This window comes from Sphingomicrobium sediminis (assembly GCF_023805295.1).
In the GTDB taxonomy this organism is placed as follows: domain Bacteria; phylum Pseudomonadota; class Alphaproteobacteria; order Sphingomonadales; family Sphingomonadaceae; genus Sphingomicrobium; species Sphingomicrobium sediminis.
Window position 1 is genome coordinate 1,394,680 of the sequence record NZ_JAMSHT010000001.1, and the last position, 25,702, is coordinate 1,420,381.

At 63.5% G+C, this 25,702-nt stretch carries 26 protein-coding genes; 13 read left to right on the forward strand and 13 right to left on the reverse strand.

Translation table 11 applies throughout. The features are described 5' to 3' along the window. Complete coding sequence (locus tag NDO55_RS07280) at nt 1-2,181, reverse strand: prolyl oligopeptidase family serine peptidase (RefSeq protein ID WP_252113833.1); 2,181 nt, start codon at nt 2,179-2,181, stop codon at nt 1-3. Nucleotides 2,182-2,320: 139 nt separating this feature from the next. On the opposite strand from NDO55_RS07280, the gene NDO55_RS07285 reads away from it, so the two are divergent. Beyond that, nucleotides 2,321-3,007 (forward strand): DUF3108 domain-containing protein, encoded by a 687-nt coding sequence (locus NDO55_RS07285; RefSeq protein WP_252113835.1) that lies wholly within the window; start codon nt 2,321-2,323, stop codon nt 3,005-3,007. An 81-nt stretch (nt 3,008-3,088) separates the two neighbouring features. Here the strand turns inward: NDO55_RS07285 and rplQ are convergent, their stop codons facing one another. Further along, complete coding sequence (gene rplQ, locus NDO55_RS07290) at nt 3,089-3,505, reverse strand: 50S ribosomal protein L17 (RefSeq protein WP_252113837.1); 417 nt, start codon at nt 3,503-3,505, stop codon at nt 3,089-3,091. 268 nt (nt 3,506-3,773) lie between these two features. On the opposite strand from rplQ, the gene NDO55_RS07295 reads away from it, so the two are divergent. After that, nucleotides 3,774-4,196 (forward strand): globin family protein, encoded by a 423-nt coding sequence (locus NDO55_RS07295; RefSeq protein ID WP_252113839.1) that lies wholly within the window; start codon nt 3,774-3,776, stop codon nt 4,194-4,196. On the opposite strand, the gene NDO55_RS07300 is transcribed toward NDO55_RS07295, so the two are convergent. The 4 genes from NDO55_RS07300 to rpsM form a co-directional block, all read right to left on the reverse strand. After that, nucleotides 4,193-6,781 (reverse strand): hybrid sensor histidine kinase/response regulator, encoded by a 2,589-nt coding sequence (locus tag NDO55_RS07300; RefSeq protein WP_252113841.1) that lies wholly within the window; start codon nt 6,779-6,781, stop codon nt 4,193-4,195. The two genes, NDO55_RS07295 and NDO55_RS07300, sit on opposite strands and share 4 nt — an antisense overlap. Nucleotides 6,782-6,886: 105 nt before the next feature. Further along, the gene (locus NDO55_RS07305; protein WP_252113843.1) at nt 6,887-7,939 is read right to left on the reverse strand and encodes a DNA-directed RNA polymerase subunit alpha; all 1,053 of its coding nucleotides are present in this window, start codon (nt 7,937-7,939) and stop codon (nt 6,887-6,889) included. Nucleotides 7,940-8,033: 94 nt separating this feature from the next. Beyond that, complete coding sequence (gene rpsK / locus NDO55_RS07310) at nt 8,034-8,423, reverse strand: 30S ribosomal protein S11 (RefSeq protein WP_245111242.1); 390 nt, start codon at nt 8,421-8,423, stop codon at nt 8,034-8,036. Nucleotides 8,424-8,475: 52 nt separating this feature from the next. After that, nucleotides 8,476-8,844 (reverse strand): 30S ribosomal protein S13, encoded by a 369-nt coding sequence (gene rpsM / locus NDO55_RS07315; RefSeq protein WP_252113846.1) that lies wholly within the window; start codon nt 8,842-8,844, stop codon nt 8,476-8,478. Nucleotides 8,845-9,067: 223 nt separating this feature from the next. Between rpsM and NDO55_RS07320 the strand changes: the two genes are divergently transcribed. The 7 genes from NDO55_RS07320 to NDO55_RS11975 are packed head-to-tail and all read left to right on the forward strand — an operon-like array spanning nt 9,068 to nt 15,769. Beyond that, nucleotides 9,068-10,099 carry a succinylglutamate desuccinylase/aspartoacylase family protein gene (locus tag NDO55_RS07320; RefSeq protein WP_252113848.1) on the forward strand — a complete coding sequence of 344 codons (1,032 nt, stop codon included), beginning with the start codon at nt 9,068-9,070 and terminating at the stop codon, nt 10,097-10,099. A gap of 32 nt (nt 10,100-10,131) precedes the next feature. Continuing rightward, nucleotides 10,132-11,070 (forward strand): bifunctional riboflavin kinase/FAD synthetase, encoded by a 939-nt coding sequence (locus tag NDO55_RS07325; RefSeq protein WP_252113850.1) that lies wholly within the window; start codon nt 10,132-10,134, stop codon nt 11,068-11,070. Nucleotides 11,071-11,081: 11 nt separating this feature from the next. Next, nucleotides 11,082-14,150, forward strand: a complete 3,069-nt coding sequence (gene ileS, locus NDO55_RS07330) for an isoleucine--tRNA ligase (protein ID WP_252113852.1) — start codon at nt 11,082-11,084, stop codon at nt 14,148-14,150. Beyond that, nucleotides 14,147-14,641: a signal peptidase II gene (lspA, locus tag NDO55_RS07335; RefSeq protein ID WP_252113854.1), complete on the forward strand. Its 495-nt coding sequence runs from the start codon at nt 14,147-14,149 to the stop codon at nt 14,639-14,641. The genes ileS and lspA overlap by 4 nt, the downstream gene beginning before the upstream one ends. Then, a complete protein-coding gene (locus NDO55_RS07340; protein ID WP_252113856.1) occupies nt 14,634-15,029 on the forward strand; it encodes a DUF3035 domain-containing protein in 396 nt (131 codons plus the stop codon). The genes lspA and NDO55_RS07340 overlap by 8 nt, the downstream gene beginning before the upstream one ends. 1 nt (nt 15,030) lies before the next feature. Next, nucleotides 15,031-15,579, forward strand: a complete 549-nt coding sequence (locus NDO55_RS07345; protein WP_252113858.1) for a winged helix-turn-helix domain-containing protein — start codon at nt 15,031-15,033, stop codon at nt 15,577-15,579. Between the two features lie 58 nt (nt 15,580-15,637). After that, nucleotides 15,638-15,769, forward strand: a complete 132-nt coding sequence (locus tag NDO55_RS11975; protein ID WP_279639093.1) for a hypothetical protein — start codon at nt 15,638-15,640, stop codon at nt 15,767-15,769. On the opposite strand, the gene NDO55_RS07350 is transcribed toward NDO55_RS11975, so the two are convergent. Then, the gene (locus tag NDO55_RS07350) at nt 15,766-16,590 is read right to left on the reverse strand and encodes a sulfurtransferase (protein WP_252113860.1); all 825 of its coding nucleotides are present in this window, start codon (nt 16,588-16,590) and stop codon (nt 15,766-15,768) included. The genes NDO55_RS11975 and NDO55_RS07350 overlap by 4 nt on opposite strands. 25 nt (nt 16,591-16,615) lie before the next feature. Next, nucleotides 16,616-16,843: a hypervirulence associated TUDOR domain-containing protein gene (locus tag NDO55_RS07355; RefSeq protein WP_252113862.1), complete on the reverse strand. Its 228-nt coding sequence runs from the start codon at nt 16,841-16,843 to the stop codon at nt 16,616-16,618. Nucleotides 16,844-16,953: 110 nt separating this feature from the next. Here NDO55_RS07355 and queF point away from each other — a divergent pair, with 110 nt between their 5' ends. Next, complete coding sequence (gene queF, locus NDO55_RS07360) at nt 16,954-17,400, forward strand: preQ(1) synthase (protein ID WP_252113864.1); 447 nt, start codon at nt 16,954-16,956, stop codon at nt 17,398-17,400. A 33-nt stretch (nt 17,401-17,433) separates the two neighbouring features. Here the strand turns inward: queF and NDO55_RS07365 are convergent, their stop codons facing one another. From NDO55_RS07365 to hflK, 5 genes are all read right to left on the reverse strand, one after another. Continuing rightward, nucleotides 17,434-17,844, reverse strand: a complete 411-nt coding sequence (locus NDO55_RS07365) for a nuclear transport factor 2 family protein (RefSeq protein WP_252113866.1) — start codon at nt 17,842-17,844, stop codon at nt 17,434-17,436. After that, the gene (locus tag NDO55_RS07370) at nt 17,841-19,460 is read right to left on the reverse strand and encodes a helicase HerA-like domain-containing protein (RefSeq protein ID WP_341869973.1); all 1,620 of its coding nucleotides are present in this window, start codon (nt 19,458-19,460) and stop codon (nt 17,841-17,843) included. The genes NDO55_RS07365 and NDO55_RS07370 overlap by 4 nt, the downstream gene beginning before the upstream one ends. A gap of 72 nt (nt 19,461-19,532) precedes the next feature. After that, the gene (locus NDO55_RS07375) at nt 19,533-21,065 is read right to left on the reverse strand and encodes a Do family serine endopeptidase (protein ID WP_252113868.1); all 1,533 of its coding nucleotides are present in this window, start codon (nt 21,063-21,065) and stop codon (nt 19,533-19,535) included. A gap of 137 nt (nt 21,066-21,202) precedes the next feature. Beyond that, the gene (gene hflC, locus NDO55_RS07380) at nt 21,203-22,057 is read right to left on the reverse strand and encodes a protease modulator HflC (RefSeq protein WP_425276897.1); all 855 of its coding nucleotides are present in this window, start codon (nt 22,055-22,057) and stop codon (nt 21,203-21,205) included. Between the two features lie 4 nt (nt 22,058-22,061). Beyond that, nucleotides 22,062-23,162, reverse strand: coding sequence for an FtsH protease activity modulator HflK (gene hflK / locus NDO55_RS07385; protein ID WP_252113872.1), 1,101 nt, complete (start codon nt 23,160-23,162; stop codon nt 22,062-22,064). Between the two features lie 70 nt (nt 23,163-23,232). Here hflK and NDO55_RS07390 point away from each other — a divergent pair, with 70 nt between their 5' ends. The 3 genes from NDO55_RS07390 (at nt 23,233) to NDO55_RS07400 (ending at nt 25,700) form a co-directional block, all read left to right on the forward strand. Next, nucleotides 23,233-24,192 carry an Mrp/NBP35 family ATP-binding protein gene (locus NDO55_RS07390; RefSeq protein ID WP_252113874.1) on the forward strand — a complete coding sequence of 320 codons (960 nt, stop codon included), beginning with the start codon at nt 23,233-23,235 and terminating at the stop codon, nt 24,190-24,192. A gap of 27 nt (nt 24,193-24,219) precedes the next feature. Continuing rightward, entirely contained in the window at nt 24,220-24,657 is a 438-nt protein-coding gene (locus tag NDO55_RS07395; protein ID WP_252113877.1) for a CoA-binding protein, read from the forward strand. A 125-nt stretch (nt 24,658-24,782) separates the two neighbouring features. Beyond that, nucleotides 24,783-25,700 carry a zinc metalloprotease gene (locus NDO55_RS07400; RefSeq protein ID WP_252113879.1) on the forward strand — a complete coding sequence of 306 codons (918 nt, stop codon included), beginning with the start codon at nt 24,783-24,785 and terminating at the stop codon, nt 25,698-25,700. The last annotated feature ends 2 nt before the right edge of the window (nt 25,701-25,702 follow it).

Consider the following 25,702-nt stretch of genomic DNA (forward strand, 5'->3'; position numbering starts at 1 on the left):
TTATTCACCGCCCGCCATGTTGAGTGCGGGATCGGCGATCGGCACGTCGAGGCCGGTATGTTCGGCCAGGAAAGCGGCGACGTCGGCGGCTTCTTCGATGATCTTGTCGGTGGGCTTACCCGAACCGTGACCCGCGCGGGTCTCGATGCGGATGAGCAGCGGATCATCGCCAGGCCCGGCCACTTCCTGCAGCGCGGCGACATATTTGAAGCTGTGACCCGGCACGACGCGATCGTCCGTGTCCGCCGTTGTCACAAGAATCGCCGGATAGTCGGTCTCCGCCTCGACATTGTGATAGGGCGAGAAGGCAAGATTATAGCGCGCGTCGCGCTCCTGCTGCGGATAATTGTAATCATCCACCCAGTAGCGGCCCGCGGTGAAGCGGTCGAAGCGCAGCATATCCATTACACCCACGGCCGCATGGCCTGCATCGTAAAGGTCCGGGCGCTGGTTCATGCTGGCACCGATCAAGAGGCCGCCATTAGAGCGGCCCTCGATGGCGAGACCCTTGGGCGTGGTAACGCCATTGGCCTTGAGCCATTCGCCTGCTGCAGCGAAATCGTCGAACACATTCTGCTTGTTGAAGCGGCGCCCGCCATCATGCCACGCCTTGCCATATTCGCCGCCGCCACGAATGTTGGCGACCGCATAGGCACCGCCGGCATCGAGCCAGGCGAGGCGCACGGGATTGTAACCCGGCGTCACCGAAATGTTGAAGCCGCCATAGGCGTAGAGCAGGGTCGGAACCGGCCCCTCGACATCGGCGCGGCGGGTGATGAACATCGGCACGCGCGTGCCGTCCTTGCTCTCGTAGAAGACCTGTTCGGTGACATAGTCGCTGGGATCGAACGGCACGTCGGGCGCGGCCCAGACATTGCTGGTCCCGGTCGCCACGTCATAGCGGTAGATGGTCGTCGGCTGCGCAAAGCTGGAGAAGGCGTAGAAGGTCTCGCTCTTCTCCGGGCTGCCGCCGAAACCGCCCGCGCTGCCGATGCCCGGCAGGTCGACGGTGCGCACGAGATCGCCGTCCATGTCATAGACGCGCGCTTCCGATTTCACGTCCACCAAATAGTTGGCGATGAGGTGGCCGCCGACATGGCTGACGCCGCTTAGCACCGCTTCATCCTCAGCGATCACCCATTCGCGGGCAAGGTCGGGATCGGCAATGTCGACCTTGAATACGCCGCCGCGCAGCGCGTCGCGATTGGTCGCGAAATAGAAAGTGGTGCCGGCATTGCCGACATAGCTCGTCTCATAGTCGACGCCCGGCTCGATCACGATCGGCATGCCGTCGCCCTCAAGGTCGATTACAGCGGTTTCCCAGCCGTCCGTGCCCGTCGAAGATGAAGTGACGAGATAGCGCCCGTCATCGCTGACGCTCGCGGTATTGTTGAGATCAGGATTGTCGGGGCGCGCGAAGACCAGCTTGTCCTCGCTCTGGTCGGTGCCGAGCGCGTGGAAATAGACCGCCTGGTCGGTGTTGAGCCCGGTGAATTTGCCGCCTTCCTCGGTGGCGGGAAAACGGCTGTAGTAGAAGCCCGACCCGTCCTTGGCCCAGGATAGACCCGAAAACTTTACCCACTCGATGCTGTCGGACAGCTTCTCGCCGGTCGCGACATCGAGCACTTCGATGGTGCGCCAGTCGGAGCCGCCATCCTGGATGAAGTAGGCAAGCTTGCTGCCATCGTCGCTGGCGACCGAGCCGGCCAGCGCGGTGGCGCCGTCTTCGGACCAGCCATTGGGGTCGATGAGGACGCGCTCACCGCCGTCCATGCCGTCGCGGACATAGAGCACCGACTGTGGCTGCAACCCGTCATTCTTGGAGTAGAAATAGCGTCCGCCCTTCTCGCTCGGCGCGCCGATCCGCTCGTAATCGTAAAGCGCAGTCATGCGCTGCTTGAAATAATTGCGCTGTGGCAGCGTCTCCAGATAGTCGAAGGTCAGCTCGTTCTGCGCCTCGACCCAGGCCGCGACTGCCGGTTCTTCACGGACATCGGCCTCGAGCCAGCGATAAGGATCCTCCACGCTCAGCGAGCCGACCTGGTAGGTCACGTCCTGCCGCACCGTGTCGGGATAGGCCATCGTCATTTCGGGCTCTCCGGTCGTCATGGCGGGTTCGTCATAGGCGGTGGTGCAGGCCGTGCTGGCGAGCAGGATGGCGGTCAGGGCGGCAAGGCGCATGGTCATTCTCCGTACGGATGCAAAATCGCGCAATGGATGGCCCCTCGCCCGGGTCTTGTCCAGTCGCGACGACGCTTGGTCGAAGCGTGATTGCTCCTGCGGGCGCCCTCGCTAGGTCGGTCGCGACGGATCGCAAGACATGGAGAAGTTCACAATGGTTCTCGGCCTCGTCGCCCTTGCCCTTATCCAATCCACGCCGATCGACGGCGCCCGGCTCCACGAAGGCGAGCAGTGTTTTGCCATCCATGCCGGCGGCAATCGCATCGGCACGGCGCGCCATGTCATCGAGCGTAGCGACGTGGATGGCGACCCTTATTGGACCATCACCGCCACGCAGCGGATCGACGCCAACAATTTCGAAATGCAGGACGTCGCGATCCTCGATGGCGCGACGCTCCAGCCGCTGCGCCTCGACAATAGCCGCAATGGCGAAGCCTATGCGACGCTCGTCTATGGCGATGGCATGGTCTCGCGCACCATGGCGGCCTCGCCCGCGACGAGCGAAGAGATCGAGATCGACCCGGCCGCGCTCGATGCGAATATCTGGGGACCGCTGCTGTCGGCGATCGACCTCGAACCCGGCATGAAACTCGACCTGCCCGCCTTCCACTATGAGCGGGGCGAAACGCGTTTCCTCATCGAGGTGCAGGGCGAGGAAGTGGTCGAGACGCCGACCGGCGCACGCGAGGCCTGGCTCGTCTCGATCGGCCATCCCGACACTGGCGGGGTCACCTACTGGATCGCCAAGGATGACGGGACCGAACTCGGCATCCCCGGCGAACGGTTCGGCCAGACCCTGCTCGAAAGCTGCCCTGTCGTCGAATAGGCCCCGCCTAAAACAAGAAGGGCGCGCCTGCCGTCATGGCAAGCGCGCCCTCTTTGTTCATTCTGGCAACGTGCCGGGGGCTTAGGCCTCCAGTTCGTCGTCCATATCGACCGGACCCGAATCCTGGCCCTTGGCGTCGACGTCGCGATCGACGAGTTCGATGACGCCCATGGTCGCAGCGTCCGACGCGCGGATGCCGGCCTTAATGACGCGGGTGTAACCGCCGTCACGATCGGCATAGCGCTCGGCGAGCACGTCGAAGAGCTTCTTGAGCTGCGTGTCGTCCATCAGCTTGGCGTGCGCGAGACGACGGTTCGAAAGACCGCCCTTCTTGGCAAGCGTGATCAGCTTTTCGACATAGGGACGCAGTTCCTTCGCCTTCGGCAGGGTCGTCTTGATCTGCTCATGCTTGATCAGCGAGGCTGCCATGTTGCGAAGCATGGCCTGACGGTGCGAGGAGGTGCGGTTGAGTTTACGATGGCCAACGCGATGGCGCATAATCTTTTCTCCGTTCGTATGGAGCCCGTATTAGGTAGCTCCAGCCTGGCCGATGCTTTCGGGGGAACGGCCTTGCCCCAACAAAAAATCCGGCCGAGCGAGGCCCGCCGAACTTGCCCGCGCCTAAAAGGGGATTTTGCCCGCCAAGTCAAGGGCAAAGCATATCTGCCGCCGGCCGCCCTGACACAATAGAAACATTGTCGCGCGTACGCCGACATTCGCCTGCGACAGGGCCGGTTCATCTTCAGCCTCGAACAAGGAGGAAGAGATGACCCCGTTGCAGATTGCCCACGTCCAGAACAGCTTCGACAGGATCGCCGTCGACGCACCCCATTTTTCGGCGCTTTTCTATGCGCGGTTGTTCGCGCTGAACCCGCAGCTGCGCCGTCTGTTTGCAAGCGATATGGGGCACCAGGAACAGCGGCTCATGGAGATGATCCAGCTGGTCGTGAATTCGCTGGATTCCTTCGGCGGCCTCGTACCCGTGCTACGTGCCTTGGGCGAGCGGCACCAGGATTATGGTGTTGCGCCACGCGACTATGACACGGTCGGATCGGCCCTGCTGTGGAGCCTCGACAAGGTGCTAGGCACCGGCTTTAGCCGCGAGGTGAAGCTGGCTTGGATCGCCGCCTATACGATCATGTCGACGACCATGCTCGAAGGCGCCCGCCGCCGCGCTGCCGCAGCCTAGAAAAAGCTTTCGATCAGCGCGCGCAGCCGTCCGCGCGAGAAAGGTTTTTCGAGGACCGGCAGGTCGACGTCGGACAAGAAGCGCGTCGCCGACGGCCCCAATATATCGCCCGTGACCACGCCGAAACGCTTGGCATATTCGGGCCTGTTCTCCTCGATCCAGCGATAGAATGCAGGGCCGTCCACGTCGGGCATGCGCAGGTCCGACAGGATCAGGTCGAACGCCCCGCCTTCCTCCAGCGTGGCGATCGCCTGCGCGCCGCCGACCGCAATCTCGACCTGCATCCCTTCGCGTTCGAGCATGCGTTTCAACGTGCCCGCCAATTCCTCCTCGTCATCGACGACCAGGACGCGCTTGCCGCCCTCGACCGGCGTTGGCGTCGGTGTCACCTCTTCCACCCGTTCTTCCCCTTCTCCGATCGGCAATTCGAGCCGGAAATGCGCGCCCGCCTCGCTGGGCTCCAGCGATAAGGCACCGCCATGCGCCTCGGCGATGCCATGGCTGAAGCTGAGGCCGATGCCGGTGCCGGACCCTACCGACTTGGTCGTAAAGAACGGCTCGAAGATGCGGCGCCGAATGTCTTCCGGCACGCCTGGCCCGTTATCGATCAGGTCGATGCGCGCCATGCCGTCGTTCGTTCGCGACGTGCGGATCATCAGCCGGCGCTCGCCTTCGCAGAGTTGCAGCGCCTGGCTGGCATTCATGATGAGGTTGAGCAGGACCTGGGCGATCTGGTCGGGGTCGGCGCTCAGTTTGGGCAGGTCGGGATCCAGCTCCTCGACGACCTCGATCCCATCACTACGCAGGCCATAGGCGGCCAACTCGAGCGACGACTTGATAAGGGCATTGAGGTCGGTCTCGGTGCGCTGCGGCTCCTTTTGCCGGGCCATGGCGAGGAAGGTCTGCACGATGCGCCCGCACCGCTCCGCTGCCTTCTTGATCCGTGCCGCCGCCTCGCCAGCCTCGGTCCCCTCTGCCTCCTCCTCGAGGATCGCCGCCTCGCCGACGACTATGGCGAGCGGATTATTGAGCTCATGACTTACCCCGGCAAGCAGGCTGCCGAGCGCGTTCATCTTCTCCGACTGGTGAAGCGCGTCGCGGCTGCGCGTCAATTCCTCCTCGGCCACGACCTGCTTGGTCACGTCCATGAAAACGCCGCCGACGCGGGTCATCTCGCCATTCACGTCGGGGATGGGAAAGCGGATGTTGAGGCCGACCGCGCGGCCATGTTCGAGCCGATATTCCTGCTGTACCGTCACCGGCTTGCCGGTCTTACGGACCTCTGCCTCATAAGGCTCGCCCGCCTTGGCGATCATCGGCGAGACCTCTTCGACCGTCTTGCCGATTATGTCCTCGGGATCCATCGCCAGCTGGCGGCCACCCTCTTCGTTCATGATCAGGAAGCGTCCGTCCTCATCTTTCATGAACATGGTCATCGGCGCGTTCTGGAGGAAGGCGTTGAGGCGCGTTTCGCTTTCGCGCATGGCGGCCTCGGCCTGCTTCACTTCGCTGGTGTCGAGGATGACGCCGCCAATGTAACGGATCTCGCCCTCTTCATCGATTACGGGAAAGCGGATCGACAGCGTGCTGCGCGGACCCGCCGGCGTCTCGAATGTGGCCTCGCGCACATGCGGCTCGCGCGTCTCGCGGATGATCGCGTCGACCTCTGCGGCTTCCTTGGCCGATTGCGGATCGAGCAATTGCGGCGGCGTCATGCCGATCACGTCCTTGGCCGGCCGCTGGAAGATCTGCGCGATGAACTTGTTGACCACCGCATAGCGATCGTCTGCATCCTTCAGGTACATCGCCACCGGTGCATGATCGAGGAACGCCTTCAACCGCGCCTCGCTGTCGAGCAGCTTGGCCTCGGCCTCTTTCTTGTCGCCAATATCGACGACGCTGACGACCACGGCGGGCTCGCCATCATAGTCGATGCGGCGCCAGCTGACACTAGCCCAGAACCAGTCGCCAGAGGCATGCCGGACCCGGCATTCGTAGATGTCGCGATCCTTCTCGCTCAGCACCGCGCGGCGATAATCCTCATGCTCCTCCGCCGAGGCAAGCCAACGCGCCTTGCTGATCTTTGCAGCATCATGTTCGCCGGGAATACCAATGAGCTCGAAGAATGCCGGATTGGCGAGCAGCACCTCATTATCCTCGAGCCGCGCAATGAGCATCGCCACCGGATGATGTTCGGACAGCGCGCGAAACCTTTTCTCGGTCTTCACCGCCTCGGTCGTCTCAAGAATGACCACGCCGAAATGGGCGATCTCGCCAGCCTCGTCGCGCAGCGGGAAGGTTGCCGCCAGCGCGTAACGCTCCTCGCCCCCCACGACGAACGTCTGGCGCCGCAATTGCGGCTCGCCGGTCCCAAGGATGGCTTGATCAACGGCGGCGATCGAGGCCGCCGTCCCTTCGTCCATATGATCCGAATAATGCGTGCCAAGCGCCGAGCCTTCACGCTCGACGAACAGCGCGTCGGCTGCCGCATTCAGCCGAACGAACCGGCCGTCCAGGTCCTTGACGAAAAAGGGCACAGGCGAGCGCGCGAAGAACTCGTCGAACAAAGCGTCCATTGCCGTCATCGCCAAGCCCCTACCCGTGACGGGGGCAGCCTAGCGGCATGTTCACCAACGAAAAAGGGCCGCCCCGCGAGGGACGGCCCTTTTGTCGTTCGAACCGGTCGAAGCTTAGCCGAGCAGTTCCTGCTCGAGCTTCTTGGCCATTTCCTCGATATTCTCGGGCGGCCAGCCGGGGATTTCCATGCCGAGGCGCAGGCCCATCGAGGCAAGGACTTCCTTGATCTCGTTGAGGCTCTTGCGGCCGAAGTTCGGCGTGCGGAGCATCTCGGCTTCGGTCTTCTGAACGAGATCACCGATATAGATGATGTTGTCGTTCTTGAGGCAGTTGGCGCTACGCACCGACAGCTCCAGCTCGTCGACCTTCTTGAGGAGGTAACGGTTGAGCTGGTTGGTGTCCTGGCCACCTTCGCTGCCACCCTGGCTCTGCGCCGGGGCCGGAGCGACCATGCTGTCGTCGAAGTGGACGAACAGCTGGAGCTGGTCCTGGAGGATGCGCGCGGCATAGGCGACGGCATCTTCGGGCGTCACCGTACCGTCGGTTTCGACGGTCAGGCTCAGCTTGTCATAGTCCAGTTCCTGGCCGACGCGGGTGTTTTCCACCTTGTAGGCGACCTGCTTGATCGGGCTGAACAGGCTGTCGACCGGGATGAGGCCGATCGGCGCGTCGGCCGGACGGTTCATCGCCGCGGGCACGTAGCCCGAGCCGACATCTGCGGTCAGTTCCATGTTGAGCGTCGCACCATCGTCGAGGTGGCAGATGACGAGGTCGGGGTTGGTGACCTCGATATCGCCCGGGCAGGCGATCTGGCCGGCGGTGATTTCACCGGGGCCGGTCGCCGAAAGCTGCAGGCGCTTGGGGCCTTCGCCTTCCATCTTGAGCGCGATCTGCTTGACGTTGATGACGATGTCGGTGACGTCCTCGCGCACACCGGCGAGCGAGGAGAATTCATGCAGCACGCCCTCGATCTTGATCGAGGTGACGGCAGCGCCCTGGAGCGACGACAGGAGCACACGACGCAGGCTGTTGCCCAGCGTCATGCCGAAACCGCGCTCGAGCGGCTCCGCGACGAAAGTGGCCTTGCGCTTGGCATCGGTGCCGGGCTTGCGGTCGAGGCCGTTGGGCTTTTTCAGTTCCTGCCAGTTTTTCGCGTTGATCGACATAATGTCCCCAGACTGTTGGCAGGGCGTCCCCTGCCGATTTGTAATATTCAGTGCCGGTCCCGAACGGCGGGACCGGAAGCGATCAGCGCGTTTGTTAGACGCGGCGACGCTTGGACGGACGGACCCCGTTATGCGGGATCGGGGTAACATCGCGGATCGAGGTGATGGTGAAACCCACCGCCTGCAGCGCACGAAGCGCGCTTTCACGACCCGAACCGGGACCCTTCACTTCGACCTCGAGGGTGCGAACGCCATGATCCTGCGCCTTCTTGCCGGCATCTTCGGCGGCAACCTGCGCGGCATAAGGGGTCGACTTGCGCGAGCCCTTGAAGCCCATCATGCCGGCCGACGACCAGCTGATGGCATTGCCCTGCGCATCGGTGATGGTGATCATGGTGTTGTTGAACGAAGCGTTCACATGGGCGACGCCGGCGGTGATGTTCTTGCGCTCACGGCGGCGGACGCGTTGCGGTTCACGTGCCATTTTGAAATCTCTCTAATCTAAAAGCTGCAGCTGGAAGCAAACCCTTCAGGGCTTACTTCTTCTTGCCGGCGATCGGCTTGGCCTTGCCCTTGCGGGTGCGGGCATTGGTGTGGGTGCGCTGGCCGCGGACCGGGAGGCCCTTACGGTGACGCAGACCACGATAGCTCGCGAGGTCCATGAGCCGCTTGATGTTCATTGCGGTTTCGCGGCGAAGGTCGCCCTCGACGGTGTAGTCAGCGTCGATGGTTTCGCGGATCTGCAGGACTTCCTGGTCCGACAGGTCGGCAACGCGCGTTTCCGGCTTGATCTTCAGCTTCTTGGTGATTTCCTTGGCGGTCGTGTGACCGATGCCATGGATGTAGGTCAGCGCGATCTCAACGCGCTTGTTGGTCGGGATATTAACACCCGCGATACGTGCCATTGAAACGATTCTCCTTAAGCTCCACAGAATCGCGGGCACTCCACGATCCCATCTCAAAGCGTTAAAACCCTGATTTCCAACGAAAAAACGGCAGACACAACGAGTGTGCCGCCGGACCCCGGTGGTTCAGGATGGGTGCGAAATAGGTTTGGCCCCTTTGAGAGTCAAGGGGCGCAACACTTTTGATGGAGCAAAACGGGTGAGCCCGCTATTGGTCTGCTCCATGGGTGCAAGCATCTTCGAATTTGACGAGCAAAAGGTCAAGCCCGGCCACCGTGCCAGCTTCGACCTGCCGATCAGCCGCGACGCCACGGGTAGCCTCGTGCACATGCCCGTGCGCATCGTCCATGGCGCCGAGGAAGGCCCCGTCCTCCTAATCAGCGCCGCCGTCCATGGCGACGAAATCAGCGGGATCGAGGTCGTCCGCCGCATCCTCGCCAAGGTCAAGGCGCGCAAGCTGCGCGGCACGCTCATCTGCGTGCCCATCGTCAATCCCTACGGCTTCGTCGCCTGGTCGCGTTATTTGCCCGACCGGCGCGATCTCAATCGCAGCTTCCCGGGGCGCGAGGATGGCAGCTTGGCCAGCCGCATCGCCTATATGTTCCGCACTAGGCTGATGCGCCGCGCGGACTTCGCCATCGATCTCCATTCGGCGGCGATCCACCGCTACAACCTGCCTCAGGTCCGCGTCAGCCCCGATTGCACCCGCGCCAGCGAACTGGCCCGCGCTTTCTCGCCACCCATCATCATGCATTCCAAGTTGCGCGAAGGATCGATGCGCGGCGTGGCGATGGACGAGGGGCTGGAGATGATCCTCTACGAAGCGGGCGAGGCGCTCCGCTTCGACGATTTTTCCACCCGCGTCGGCGTCAACGGCATCATGCGCGTCATGCAGGAAATGGACATGATCGACCTCAAGCCCACCAAGCGGAAGATCATCGAGCCATTGGAAAGCACCCGCTCACTGTGGCTGCGCTCCCCGCGCGGCGGCATCGCCGCGATCCGCACGCCATCGGGCCGCAAGGTCCATCTCGGCCAGCAGGTCGCGGTCGTGCGCGATCCGACCAGCACCGAGGAAAGCATCATCAAGTCGCCCATCGAAGGCATCGTCATCGGCCATAGCCGCATGGGCGTGGTCAATCGCGGCGATGCGCTACTCCACATCGCGCAACTGGGCGAACCCGGCATCTACCTCGACCCGCTCACCGAAGAGCGTTTGTCGGGCGCGATGCTGGATGAGCATGAGATCGACTAGGCGCGGCGCTTTTCCCTCGCTAAGCAAGCCCCATGCAGCGTTTCACGCACACTGATCCTGTCCCCGCCGGCCTCGAGGGTGCCGTCATTGCACTCGGCAATTTCGACGGCTTCCATTTCGGGCATCAGGCAGTCGTCGGACGCGCCATTGCGCGGGCGGCGCATGAGGGGCGACCGGCGATCGTTGCGACCTTCGACCCGCATCCGGTCCGCCACTTCCGCCCCGACGCCAAGCCGTTCCGCCTGACCAGCCTCGACCAGCGCGAGGAGATGTTCGGGGCGGCGGGCGCGGACGGGATGCTGGTCTTTGCCTTCGACGATGCACTTGCCTCGCTTACCGCTGCCGAGTTCGTCGCGATGCTGGCCGACGTCCTGAAAGTCGCTGCGGTCGTCACCGGCGAGGACTTCACCTTCGGCAAGGGCCGCGAGGGCAATGTCGAGAAACTCGCCGAGCTGGGCGCGGCCAAGGGCATCGCTGCGGAAGCCGTCCATCCGGTCGAGCTGGAAGCGGGCATCGTCTCCTCCAGCCGCATCCGCGAAGCCCTGCAGGCCGGCGACCCCGGCACCGCAACCCGCCTCCTCACCCGTCCCTTCGCCATTCGCGGCGAAGTCGTCCATGGCGACAAGCGCGGCCGCGAACTGGGCTGGCCCACCGCCAATATGGAGATGGGGCAATATCTGCGGCCCGCTTACGGCGTCTACGCAACCCGCGTGACGCTAGCCGATGGCAGCGAGCATGATGCTGTCTCGAACCTTGGCGTACGGCCCATGTTCGACCCGCCCAAGGAACTCCTGGAGACCTTCATCTTCGATTTCGCGGGCGACCTGTACGAGCAGGAAATCACCGTCGCGCTGCACCATTACCTCCGCCCTGAAGCGGCCTTCCACGACATGGATGCGCTGAAGCGCCAGATGGACGCGGATGGCGAAGAGGCGAAACGTCTGCTTGCGGCAGGAAGCGCCACCGCTTAAGGCGGGCGGCTATGTCCGACAAGCCGAACTATAAAGACACGGTCTTCCTGCCCAAGACCGATTTCCCGATGAAAGCCGGCCTCCCGCAGAAGGAGCCGAAGATTGCTTCCAAGTGGGAAGAAATGGGCATGTATGAGCGCCTGCGCGAAGCCCGCGCGGGTCGCGAGAAATACATCCTCCATGACGGCCCGCCTTATGCCAATGGCGACATGCATATCGGGCATGCGCTCAATCACGTCCTCAAGGACATGGTGGTGCGCACGCAGACCCTGCTCGGCAAGGACGCGCCCTACGTGCCCGGCTGGGACTGCCACGGCCTGCCGATCGAGTGGAAGGTCGAGGAGCTTTACCGCAAGAAAAAGAAGAACAAGAACGAGGTCCCGGCGAAGGAATTCCGCGCCGAATGCCGCGCCTATGCCCAGAAATGGGTGGACGTGCAGCGCGAGCAACTGAAGCGCCTCGGCATCGGCGGCAAGTGGGACGATCCGTACCTTACCATGCGCCCCGAGGCGGAAGCGCAGATCGTCGCCGAACTTTTCAAGTTTGCCGAGACGGGCCAGCTCTATCGCGGCGCCAAGCCGGTCATGTGGTCGCCTGTCGAGGAGACCGCGCTCGCGGATGCCGAGGTCGAATATCAAGATCTGACCGATAGCCCGCAGATCGATGTGTCATTCAAGATTGTCGAGAGTCCGATCAAGGAATTGGTCGGGGCCTTTGCGGTCATCTGGACGACGACCCCGTGGACGATCCCGGTCAATCAAGCGCTCGCCTATGGTCCTGATGTTGAATACGTCCTTCTTTCGGTGACAATCGACACGGTTGGAATCGGCACGGCGGGTGATGACCGGGTAAATGAAGTTGTCGGGGCTGCGGGTCTCCCCTTCAACGTCAATCACATCGTCAAGTTTCTAGTAGCAAAGGACTTGGCCACCGAGTTTGTTGCCCGACTGAACAAGACCGTACGCGCACTTGATTTTGGCGAGATCGATAAGGGTGCAATCTTCGTTCAAGAATATGTCGATCCGTTTTCGGAACGAGACGCTCTTATCAAAGGCGCCGACCTCGCCGGCACCGTGGCCCGTCACCCGATGCACCATCTCGGCGGCTTCTACGCCAAGTCGCGTCCCTTCCTCGCGGGCGATTTCGTCACGACCGACAGCGGTACCGGCCTCGTCCACATGGCGCCCGACCATGGCGAGGACGATTTCGACCTGTGCAAGGCCAACGGCATCGACCCCGTTTTCGCGGTCATGGCGGACGGGCGCTATCGCGACGACTGGCTATGGCTGGGCGGCGATGACGAGCGCCGCCGCAGCGTCATCAACAAGCCCTTCAACTCGCCCGAAGGCCCGATCTGCTCGGACTTGCGCGAGGCGGGCGCGCTGCTCTCGGCCAGCGCCGATTATGCGCACAGCTATCCGCATTCATGGCGGTCCAAGGCGAAGGTCGTCTATCGCTGCACCCCGCAATGGTTCATCGCCATCGACAAGCCGCTGCACCACCTCAATCCCAAGACGCCCGCGGAGAAGCGCTGGGAGGATGAAGGCGGTCCGCCCAACGATGGCGGTCCGATCGACGATTACCCCACGCTGCGCGAAGCCGCGATGGAGGCGATCGACCAGACGCGCTGGGTGCCCGCCAAGGGCAAGAACCGCATCAGCTCGATGGTCGAAGGCCGCCCCGACTGGCTGATCAGCCGCCAGCGCGCCTGGGGCGTGCCCATCGCCTTGTTCGTCGAGCGCAAGACCGGCGAGTTGCTGGTCGACCCGGAAGTGAACGCGCGCATCGTCGCCGCCATCGCCAGCGAGACGGTCGATGCGTGGGAGGAAAGCCGCGCCGCCGACTATCTCGGCCCCGACCGCAACCCCGACGATTACGAGATGGTCACCGACATTCTCGACGTCTGGTTCGACAGCGGGTCGACCCATGCCTTCGTGCTGGAAAGCGAGCGCTGGCCCGAATTGCGCAGCCCCGCCGACCTATATCTCGAAGGCTCGGACCAGCATCGCGGCTGGTTCCAGTCAAGCTTGCTCGAAAGCTGCGGCACGCGCGGCCGTGCGCCCTACGACACCGTCCTCACCCATGGCTTCACCATGGATTCGAAGGGCTTCAAGATGTCGAAGAGCCTCGGCAACACGATCAGCCCGCTGAAGGTCATGGAGACCAACGGCGCGGACATCATCCGCCTGTGGGCGCTCTCGGTCGACTATACCGAGGACCATCGCATCGGTGACGAGATCCTCCGCGGCGTCGGCGACCAGTATCGCAAGCTGCGCAATTCGCTCCGCTACATGCTCGGTGCGCTTTCGGGATACGATCGCAGCGAGGCCGTCGCGCCCGCTGACATGCCCGAGCTGGAGCGCTACATGCTCCACCGCCTCGCCGAGCTGGACGCGAAGCTCCGCCACGCCGTCGATGATCTCGACTTCAACACCTATGTCCGCGCGCTGGTCGACTTTGCCAATGAAGACCTTTCAGCCTTCTTCTTCGATATCCGCAAGGACCGGCTCTATTGCGATGTCGACATGGAAAGCGGCGAGGAAACCGCGACGCGCAAAGCCTATCGCACGGTCCTCGACCATCTGTTCGAAGCCATGGTGCGCTACCTCGCGCCGGTGCTGGTCTTCACGGCGGAAGAAGCCTGGGGCCACCGCTATCCGGATGCCGACAGCGTTCACCTCGCCGAATGGCCCGAGGTCGATGCCGGCTGGATGGACGAGGCGCTGGCTCAGAATTGGAGAATGATCCGATCGTTCCGTGAGGCAGTGACTTCAGCCGTGGAACCGCTGCGGAAAGAGAAGCGTATCCGGTCAAGTCTCCAAGCCAATGTGCGATTGGGAGTGGACGATCCCAATACTCTCTCCACAATAAACGACTATGATCTCGATGAGATTTTCATTGTAGCGAAGGTCAAGACCGAACTGCTGCCTGCATACGATCAGTTCGATGATCGTTTTCAACCAGTCCGCGTCTTGCCTAGCGTCACTGAGGACAAGAAGTGCGGCCGTTGCTGGCGGCACCTCCCTGAGGTCGAGGAAGATGGCGACCTGTGTAACCGCTGCAGCGAGGTGCTCAAATGAGCCAGCGCCGCGCGTTCGCCATCGCGCTCGCCATCTTCATCGTCGACCAGGTGGTGAAATGGTGGGTCATCAACCCTCTCAACCTCGAAGCGCGCGAGACGATCGAGATTGTCGGCATCTTCAGCCTGACCTGGGTCGAAAATCGCGGCATCAGCCTCGGCCTCCTGCAGGCCGGTAGCGAGACGGCGCGCTGGGCGCTGGTCATCGGCACGGCGGCGATTGCCGCTGGTGTCGGCTATATGATCACCCGTCCCGGCGAGGAAGGCGACCGTCTGGGCTTCGCGATGATCCTCGGCGGCGCGCTCGGAAATATCGTCGATCGCACACGCTTCGGCTATGTCGTCGACTATGCGGACTTGCACTTTGGCGAGTTTAGGCCTTTTTATGTGTTCAACATTGCCGATGCAGCCATTAGCATCGGCGTCGTGCTATTACTGATCCGCGCCTTCATGCCCGAAAAGAAGGCGCAACCGGAGAATGACAATGCGTAAGACCCTGATCCTCGTCGCTGCCTGCGGCACGCTTGCTGCCTGTGGAGGTGCGCAGGGATCGCTCGACGAATTCGCAGTGACGCGCAACGCGCCGCTGATCATCCCGCCCGATTACACGCTCGAGCCGCCGCGTGCCGGCACCGTCTCGACCAGCGCGGGCGAAGCGCAGAGCCAGGCTCTTGAAGCCCTGTTCGGCGGCCCCGCGCCGCGTTCGCCCGGCGAACGTGCGGTGATCCAGGGTGCCAGCGAAGGCACCATCCCGCTCGATGCGCGCTCGACCGCCGGCGACCCCGGCACCCGCGTCGTCGACAAGGGTACGACCACCCAGACCATCCTCGCCGCGCCGGCTGGCGACGGTCAGGACGCCCAGGCCGAGACGCCCCAGTAAGATGGCGGACGCGGGGCAGAACATCCAGGCGACCCTGGTCGATATCGAGAGCCAGCTCGAGCGCGCGCGCAAGAAGCTGGAAGACGGGCTCGAACTGGTCGATGCCGCGCAGAAGGCGCTTGGCGATATCCAGGCCGAAGTGCTGGGCGCGCCCAAGAGCCATGCCAGCGCCGATCCCGACGAAGCCGCATCCAAACTGCTCCAAAGCCTCAAGGGCGCGGGCGAGGAAATGCCCGAGACCCTGTGCGGCGGCCGCCTCGGCGTCGATGCAGAGCAGCGCCTCATCCGCATCGACGGTCATCCGATCGGCATTACCGAGATGGAGTATCGCGTGCTCGAACTGCTGGCCTATGCCCGAAACAATGTCGTGACGCGCAACATGCTGTTGAAGCATCTCTATCGCCGCGCCGACGACCAGCCGCAGCCCAAGATCATCGATGTCTTCATCTCGAAGCTGCGCAAGAAACTGCGCTCGGCCTCGGGTGGTGCGGAGTTTATCGAGACGATCCCGCAGCGTGGCTGGATCCTGCGCGACAAGGATGCGGATTAACCGCGCACTACAGCGCGCTTAACGCGGTTTTCATGCTTGGCCCGCTATAAGGGTCCTCATGATCGCACCACTGCCCAAACTGCATTTCATCGAGAAGGCTCACCGGCCCGTCGACGCCGCGCGAAAGGCGCTCGCCGACAAGCTGGCGCAGAATGGCGTATCGAAGGCCCCGACCTTCCTCGCGCTTTAGGAGCCCTGCTCCTTGGGAGTCGTCGGATCGGCGCCCCATTCTGCCCAACTGCCATCGTAGAGCTTGCCCTCGCGCCCACCCAACAGATGGGCGGCGAAGAGGATCGAGCAGGCCGTCACCCCCGACCCGCAACTGGCGGTGAACGCCGCTGACGGATCCATGCCCGCATCGACGAAGACCTGGCGCAGCTCGTCTTGCGACTTGAGCGTGCCGCCCTCCGCATAGAATTTCGAATAAGGCAGGTTTTTCGCGCCCGGTATGTGACCGGCGGCCATGCCTGCGCGCGGTTCGGGTGTCGTGCCGGCAAAGCGCTCGGGCCCGCGCGCGTCGGCAACGGGCGGCGTCGTGCCGGCGAGGATGTCGGACTTGGTCACCACCTCGAGCTGCGCTGCAGTCACAGGCCACAGGCCCGTGCGCACGCGGGCAGGCCCGCTCTCGACCGGGCGTCCTTCCGCCGTCCATTTGCCGAAGCCGCCATCTAGGACAGCAGCTTCCGCAGCCCCGTAATGGCGCACAATGAACCAGCCGCGGGTCGCCGTGCGCAGCGGGCTATTGTCATAAACGATGATCGGCTTGTCCCGTCGCAGCCCAATGCTTTCGAGCATCTGCGCGCCCAGTTCGGGCGAGGGCAGCATGTGCGGGGCGGGATGGTCGGGATCAGCAAAGCTGCCAATGTCGAGCCGTAGGGCGCCGGGGATATGCCCGGCCTCGAACTCGGCATTGGCGTCGCGCTCATGCGCGGGAAGGAAGAAGCTGGCATCGAGCGGCTGCACCTCGTCGAGATGCGCTTGGAGCCATTTACCGGTGACCAGATCGTCCATCTTCCTCCCCCGCGCTTGTGTCGCGTCAGTCCTGCGCTTCGAGCTCGGAGCCGAGTTTGAGCACCTTGTCGCCGTCATCCTGCTTGATGAGGTAAGCGGGATTGTCCTCGCTGCCGTCGCGGGTGACTTCGTTGCCTTGCAGCGTGCGCGTCACTTCGCGTTCGAAACGCTCCTCGATCTGGCCGCAGCCGGTGCCGTTGCCCCAGTCCCATTTGACATACTGGTTCGATTGGAAGCTGTTCGAATTACTCATGTCTTTTCTCCTTTTCACGCCTTCAAAGCGCGTCGGAGGGGTCGGGTTCCTGATCCCCGCCCAAGGGAGATATTTGCGCGACCGGCGCCGCGCGGCTATGCGCTCGCCCCATGGAACCCAAATTTCTCGGATCGGACAGCCCGCTCCCCGCCTCGCCCGAAGAGGCCGAACTCGATTATGTGCCCAACCCGCGCAAGGGCGAGCTCTACATGGTACGCTTCGTCGCGCCCGAATTCACCTCGCTCTGCCCGGTCACCGCGCAGCCCGATTTCGCACATCTCGTCATCGACTATGCGCCGGGCGAGACGATCGTCGAATCCAAGAGCCTCAAGCTGTTCCTGGGCTCATTCCGCAACCACCAGGCCTTCCACGAAGATTGCACGGTCGGCATCGGCAAGCGGCTTGCCGACGAGATGAAGCCCAAATGGCTGCGCATCGGCGGCTACTGGTATCCGCGCGGCGGCATTCCGATCGATGTCTTCTGGCAGACCGGCGCGCCGCCCGAGGGGTTGTGGCTCCCGGACCAGGGCGTCCAACCGTATCGTGGCCGTGGCTGAGGCAGGCCTCGCCGCGCGCAATCGCGGTCGCGGCTAGGCTTCCTCTTCGACTTCCGGTTCGACCGGGTCGCTCGGCAATGGCGAGGAATGGCGGCGGATCACCCGCCAGCCTTCCTGGCACTGTACCCAGACATCGGTCAGCAGCACGCGCTCTTCGACCAGCTGGCCGAGGCATTTGACCGTCCAGCGGGCATCGACCGTCGCGACGATGGTATTCTCGACCCGCACGCAATGGCCGATCTCGACCTGCATGTCGGCAAGGTCCATCTGGCTGAGCGCGGAAATCCAGCCGTCGAGGTCGAGCGCGACCGGCTGTTCGGCGCGCACCGCGACAAGCTGGAAATCGGGATGGATGAGGCTGCGCAGCCGCGCCTCGTCCTTGGCGAACAGGGCTTCGCGCCACTCGGCTTCAAGACGCTGTACGAGAGACTGGTGCTCGGTCATTTGAGCTTGTTCCAGTCGGGCTTGCTGCTCTTCTTACTCGTCTTGCGCTTGCGCTTCGAGGTCGACGAGGTCGCACGTGCAGCCTTACCCCCCGACATGCTGCCAAGGATCCCGCGCAGGATGGCATTGCCGATCTGGCGCCCGATCTTGTTGACGATGGTACGCTCGGCCGAGCGGATCACCTTGTCCACGGGCGAGGACGACCGGCGCGACCGGCTCGAGCGCGACCGGCGCGCTTCTTCCTTTTCGCGCTTCTCGCGTGCTTCTTCCTCGGCTTCGCGGGCTTCGGCTTCGGCGGCGGCCTTGGCTTTCGCCTCGCCGCGCGCTTCGAGGATTTCGTCGGCGCTTTCGCGGTCCAGTCGCTCGTCATAGCGCGCGCCGATCGCATCCGACGCGATGATCGCGGCGCGTTCGCCAGTCGACAGGATGCCGGCCCGTGCGCGCGGCGGCTTCATCAGCACGCGCTCGACCGGGGTCGGTGCGCCATCCTCGTCGAGGATCGAGACCAAGGCCTCGCCCACCTTTAACTCGGTGATGACTTCCTTGACGTCGATCTCGGGATTTTCGCGGAAGGTCTCCGCGGCCGATTTGACCGCCTTTTCATCGCGCGGGGTGAAGGCGCGCAGCGCATGCTGGACACGGTTGCCCAGCTGGCCCGCCACATCGTCGGGAATGTCGATCGGATTCTGGGTGACGAAGAAGACGCCGACGCCCTTGGAGCGGATGAGGCGGACGACCTGTTCGACCTTTTCGACGAGCGCCTTGGGGGCATCATCGAACAAGAGGTGTGCCTCGTCAAAGAAGAAGACGAGCTTGGGCTTGTCCGGGTCGCCGACCTCGGGAAGCTCCTCGAACAATTCGGAGAGCAGCCACAGGAGGAAGGTCGAATAGAGGCGCGGGCTCTGCATCAGCTGGTCCGCGGCGAGCACGTTGACGACGCCCTTGCCGCTATCGTCCACCGCGATGAAATCGTCGAGATTGAGTGCGGGCTCGCCAAAGAAATGGTCGCCGCCCTGGCTGCGCAGCTGGAGGATCTTGCGCTGGATCGCGCCGACGCTGGCCGACGAGACATTGCCGTAATCGTTGCGCAGCTCGCTGGCACGCGAGCCGACCTCGCCCAGCATCGCCTGCAAATCGTCGAGGTCGAGCAGGAGCAGCCCTTCCTCGTCGGCAAGGTGGAAGGCGATCGTCAGCACGCCTTCCTGGGTGTCGTTGAGGTCCATCAGCCGCGCCAGCAGCAGCGGCCCCATCTCGCTCACCGTGGTACGGACCGGATGCCCCTGCTTGCCGAACAGGTCCCAGAACTGAACCGGAAAATCCTCATAGGCATAATCGTCATAGCCGATCTTGCCGGCGCGCTTGGTAAAGGGATCGTGCAACTTGTGGGTGGGCGAGCCGGGCATGGCGATCCCAGCCAGGTCACCCTTGACGTCGGCCATGAAGGTGGGGACGCCAGCGCGCGAAAAGCCTTCGGCGAGGCCCTGCAGAGAGATGGTCTTGCCGGTACCGGTCGCGCCGGCAATCAGTCCATGACGGTTGGAGCGGTCGAGCCGCATCCCGATCTTTTCGCCGCCTTCACCGGCCGCACCAAGAAAAACGGTATCGCCTGCACTCACCCCGAAACTCCCCGCATTGCATTGCAAGACGGGGAGCCTAGGGGGTCAGCGCTAACGCTGGCAAGCCTTAAGCTAGTCGAGATCGATCCCGATATAGGCCGGGCGGCCGCGACCGCGCTGGATCAGCAGGAGGACGCTTTCGAGACCGGCATCGCGCGCCGACTCGATCGCTTCGTTGACGTCAGCGACGCTGCGGACTTCCTGCTGGTTGACCGAAATGATGACATCGCCGCGCGTCAGGCGCTTCTCGGCGGCATCACTGGCCGGGTCGACGCCACTGATGATGACGCCTTCGAGGTCATCGGGCAGGCGCAGCGCTTCGCGGATGCGGGTCGTCAGCGGCTCGATGGTCATGCCGAGGGCTTCGGCACCTTCGGGCGTGGGGTCATCTTCGCCGCGCATGCCGTCGCCATCTTCCTCGAGGCCGAGCTGCGCACGCATTTCTTCCTGCGTCGGGCGCTGGCCGACAGTGACGTTGAGCGTGCGGGTCTCGCCGTTGCGGATAATCTCAACCGGGGTCGAGCTGCCGACCGGCGTATTGGCGATGAGATAGCTCACCGTGTCGTCGGGCGTGACGGCCTCGCCGCCGATCGAAAGGATGACGTCGCCGCGGCGGATACCCGCATTGTCGGCGGCTTCGCCCTCGATGACGCTGTTGACGAGTTCGCCGCGATCCTTGGGCAGGCCAAGACCCGCTGCAATGTCTTCGGTGAGCGGCTGGAGGCCGACGCCGAGGAAGCCGCGCTGCGGTCGTTCGCCGCGAATGAGGCTGTCGATGACCGGGCGCGCAGCCTCGGCCGGAATGGCAAGGCCGATCCCGACGCTGGCACCGGTGGGCGAAATGATCGCGCTGTTCACGCCGACGACGTTGCCGGCCATGTCGAACATCGGGCCGCCCGAATTGCCGCGGTTGATGCTGGCATCGGTCTGGATGTAGCGATCATAGGCGTTGCCGCGGCCAAGACCGCGATGCAGCGCCGATACGATGCCCGCGGTCACGGTGCCGCCAAGGCCATAGGGGTTACCGATGGCCATCACCCATTCGCCGACGCGCACTTCGTCGCTGTCGCCCCACTGGACGAACGGCAGGTTGTCGCCGTCAATCTTGAGAACCGCGAGGTCGCTCTCGGGGTCGCGGCCCACAATGCGCGCCTCATATTCGGTGCGATCGGGGAAGACGACGAAGACTTCATCGACCGTGCCGTTATCACCGGCCTGGCTTTCGATGAGGTGGTTGTTGGTGACGATGTAACCATCGGGCGAAATGACGAATCCCGAACCCAGCGATCCGGTTTCGCGGGTGATCGGTTCGCCGCCGCCATTGCGTTCGGGAACAGGTTGGCCGAAGCGACGAAGGAATTGTTCGAACGGGTCGGCGCGCTGCGGCACTTCGACGCGCTGGCGGGTGGAAATGTTGACCACGGCGGGCTGCAGGCGCTCGGCAAGGTCGGCAAAGCTTTCCGGCGCTCCGGCGACCGGCACCGGCCGGTTCGAGTTGACCGGTTGCGCAACCTCTCCACCTGTCATCGAGTAGGCACTACCCCCCAGCAACACAGCGGCGGCAATCCCGTAAACGTAGCGCACGGCAGTCATCTCCTTGCCCATTCCCTATCCTTATTTTGCACGGCTGAATATCAAAAGCGAGGCTAGGTCCGACGGCTGAACGGGGTTTGAATGGTCCCCATCGTGCCGACGAACGGGCGCCTCACTTCTACCAAATGCATATACGCCCTAAAGCGTTGCTATTGCCCGTTAAATTCACGTAGATATTCATTGTCGGGCGACAGGATCATCGACGAAGGCGCGGCCGCGCCGGCGCTGTCGCCGATAAAGGTCACGCGATAGCTCTCCATCGCCCGATAGAAATTGTAGAAATCGGGATCCTGGTTGAAGGCTTCGGCATAGGTGCGCGCGGCTTCGGCCTGCGCATCGGCGCGGATGATCTGCGCCTGCTTCTGGCCCTGCGCACGGATTGAACGCGCTTCCTGCTCACGCGCGGTGCGCATGCGGATATAGGCGGATTCGAGCGGCGAGCCCTGCGGCAGGTCGGCCTGCTTGATGCGCACGTCGATGATTTCCGCACCATATTGCGCGGCGACTTGATCGAGACCCTGGCGGATATTCTCCATCACGCCTTCACGCTCGGGGCTGAGCAGCAGGGCGAAGGGACGGCGACCAAGTTCGTTGCGCAGCTGCGAACCGAGGATCGGGCGCAACGCGGCTTCGACCCGCTCCTCATTGCCGGCGGCGACATACATTTGCAGCGGATCGACGATGCGATAGCGCGCAAAGGCGTCCACCTCGAGGCGCAGCTGGTCGGTCGAAAGCACCTGCTGCGTGTCCATGTCGATGTCGCGCACGCGCTTGTCGATCCAGACGATATTTTCCGCGAACGGGATGCGCCAGGTGATCCCCGCGCCCTCACCGCCGGCAATATCGCCTTCGACATAGGGGTTGATGATGCGGTCGGGATTACCGAAGCGCACGACCACGCCCTGTCGCGTCTCGGTCGCGACCGGGAAGCTCAAGGCGAGGATAGCGATGATGGCGAGGCCGATGAACAGCGAGGCCATCGGATAGCGTTTGAAGGTCGACAACATCTTACTGGCCTCCCTGGCTGGTCGAGCGGGCACCGCGGTTGACTTCGGACAGCGGCAAGTAAGGCTGCACGCCATCGGCCTGGATGATCGTCTTGTCGACGCCCTTCAGCACCGCTTCCATGGTCTCGTAATACATACGACGTTGCGTCACTTCGGGTGCGAGGCGATATTCCTCGTAGACGCGGTTGAAGGCCTCGGCCTCACCTTGCGCCCGCGCCGTCAGTTGGAGCGCATAGGCGTTAGCCTCGTTGATCGAGCTCTGCGCATCCTGCTGCGCTGCAGTCACATCCTTGAAGGCCTCGTTCACTTCAGCCGGCGGATCGGCGCGGTTGATTTCCACACCGCTCATCTCGATGCCCGCTTCATAGGCGTCCAAGGTTTCCTGCATCTCCTGAACGACCGCAGCCTGGATGGCCGAACGACCGCCACCGATCGCGTCCTGCAGCGAGCTGTTGGCGATCACCTGGCGCATCGCGCTCTCGGCGACCTGGCGAACCGTATCTTCAGGATTGGCGAGCTCGAAGAGATACTGTTCGGGCTCGCGCACGCGCCAGCGCACGATGTATTCGATGTCGATGATATTCTCGTCGCCGGTCAGCATCAGGCGTTCCGAATTCTCGGCGCCGATCTTGATTTCGCGCACTTCCTCGACATTCACCTTCTCGACCCGCGAAATCGGTGCCGGCAGGGTGATCGAGACGCCCGGCGAGAGCGTGTCGACATAGCGCCCGAAGCGCGTCAGCACGCCGCGCTGTTCAGGCTGGATCTGGTGGAAGCTGGAGAAGATCAGCACGACGAGGATGAGGCCGATAAAGCCCCACATCAGGATCGAGCCGTCAGGACGACCGGGCACGCCGCCCTTGCCGCCACCGAAGCGGGCGCGATTCTTGCCGAGCCACTCGTCCAGCGAGGTGACATTGCGCTTGCCGGGGCCGCCGGGGCCTTGCGGGCCACCTTGCCCGCCGCCGCCGAACCACGGTCCCTTGGGCGGCTCCGAACCGCCGCCATTGTCCCCGCCGCCGCTGCCTTTGCCGCCAGCGCCCCAGGGACCCTTACCCATGTTGAAGAGGGCCCATCCGGCCCAGCCCGTACTTTTGCTCATGACCCTACAATAGGGAGCATCGAGGCAAAAAAAAGTGGCATTCGTCGAAAGCCGCCCTAAGTCCGTGGTCATGAACGACCCCTTGAACCCGCTCGACAGCCATCTTCATGCCGCGCGTATCCGCGCAAAGAAGCTGGTGGATGGTGTCGTCAGTTTGATCGTCGACGTCACGGGACTGGACGCACTCGAGCGGCGCGCGCTCAAGGAGGATTTCGAGCAATCGGTCGGCGCCCTGCCCGATGTCGAGGGCGTGCGCGTCGGCTTTACCGAGGAAAAAGTCGAGCGGCGGATGATCGCTATCGGCTCTGGCAAGGGCGGCGTCGGCAAGTCGACGATGAGCGCCAATCTCGCCATCGCGCTCGCCCGCCTCGGCCACAAGGTCGGCCTTATCGACGCCGATATTTACGGCCCCTCGCAGCCGCGCCTCCTCGACGCGCAGGTCAAACCTAAGGCCGAGGGCAAGACACTGATCCCCGTCGATGCGCAGGGCGTTAAAATGCTTTCGGTCGGCCAGCTGGTCGAGCCGGGCACTGCACTGGCCTGGCGTGGGCCGATGGCGGCGGGCGCGGTCAACCAGTTGATCGAGGCGGACTGGGGCGATGCCGAACTCATCCTCATCGACCTGCCGCCCGGCACCGGCGACGTGCAATTGTCGCTGATCCAGAAAGCAAGACCGGAGGGCGCGGTGATCGTTTCGACCCCCCAGGACCTCGCCCTCATCGACGCTACCCGCGCCATCGACCTGTTCGGCAAGACCGGCGTGCCGGTGCTCGGCCTCATCGAGAATATGGCCGGCTATGCCTGTCCGCATTGCGGGGAAGCAAGCGATCCGTTCGGCCAGGGCGGCGCCGAGGCAGAAGCCAAGGCACGCGACATCCCCTTCCTCGGGCGGCTGCCATTGTCGGCAAGCCTGCGCGAGGCAAGCGATGCGGGCCGTCCCCCCGCGGGCGAGGAAGGCCCGGCGCAGGATGCATTCGAAGCGCTCGCCCGCGCCCTGCTCGATGCGCTGGGGAGCCAAGCGGCGGGCTGATCCGTTGGGGCGGCAAAGGAGACTTCCATGCCGCTCACCAGTGACGACGACATTGCCACCTTGCTGCGCAACACGCGCACCATCGCCATGGTCGGCGCCAGCGACAAGCCGCAGCGCGACAGCAACCGGGTGATGGAATATCTGGTCGGGCGCGGCTACCGCGTCCTGCCGGTCAACCCGCGCATCACTGGCCAGCATGTCCATGGCGAATATGTCTGGCGCGAGCTCGACCAGATCGGCGTGCCCATCGACCTCGTCGACTGTTTCGTCAATTCGAGCCGCGTCGGAGCCATCGTCGACCAGGCCATCCTCGTCGGCGCCAAGGCCATCTGGATGCAATTGGGCGTGATCGACGAGGATGCCGCCGCGCGGGCCGAAGCCGCCGGCCTCAAGGTCGTCATGGACCGCTGCCCCAAGATCGAAATCCCCCGCCTCGGCATCGAGCCGGTCACCGAAATTGACTGAGAAATCCGCCGAATCCCTAATCGGGACAGTCACTTGCTTGACTTGCGCTAACCATATCGGGAAGCTCTTTGTCAGCGAGGGGGGTCCAGTCTTCGACCCGTCTCGAACAGGGAAAGGGGACGAAGATGACCAAGAAATGGGTATTGGGCGGCTGCGCTGCAGTCGTGCTCGGCGGTGCGGCGATGGCCGGCACCGGCCACCAGTGGGGAAATTATCGCTGGGGTCCGGGCAACGAGCCGGTGACGCTCGAGCTGAGCTACAAATTCTCGGCCGCGACCGAGGCGAAGTGGCTGCCTTACTATAGCCAGGCATCGTACAATGCGATCGAGAAGTGGGACAGCAATTCGCAATCGCCGTTGACGCTCATCGAAAAGGGCGAAGCCGCTGGCAAAACGTCGGCAGGCTGCGAGCCGATTGCCGGCGAGATCATCGTCTGCGCCGACGAATATGGCACCAACCAGGGTTGGGTCGGCATCGCGCAGATCTGGGCCAGCGGCGATCAGATCACGCAGGCCACGGCCAAGATGAACGACAGCTATTATGAATATAACAGCTTCTACGACACGCCGGGCCAGCGCGAATTCGTGATGTGCCACGAAATCGGCCACACGTTCGGCCTTGGTCACCTCGACACCAATTTCAACAATGGCAATTTGGGCAGCTGCATGGACTATACGTCCAACCCTGCCGGCCCGCCCGACAATCGCGATCCGGGTCAGGTCGACTGGGACGTGCTCAACAGCTCGACCATGTATGGCGCCGCTGACAGCGGCGGCGGCGGTGGCGGCGGCAGAGGCGGCGGCAAGCCCGACAAGGGCGATGGCGGCGGCGGCGGTCCGCCCCCGGGCAAGGGCAAGAACAAGCTTGGTGCGCTGCCGGCCTCCGAAACCGGCCTCGAACGCGGCCGCTTCGGCGGGGTCGTCGGCTACGATGCCGAAGGACGCCCCAACCAGTTCCTGCGCGACATGCGCGGCGGGGCCAAGCGCTACACCTTCGTCATGTGGGCCAAGGGCTATCGCCCTGAAGGTTCGCGTCGCCGCTAGGC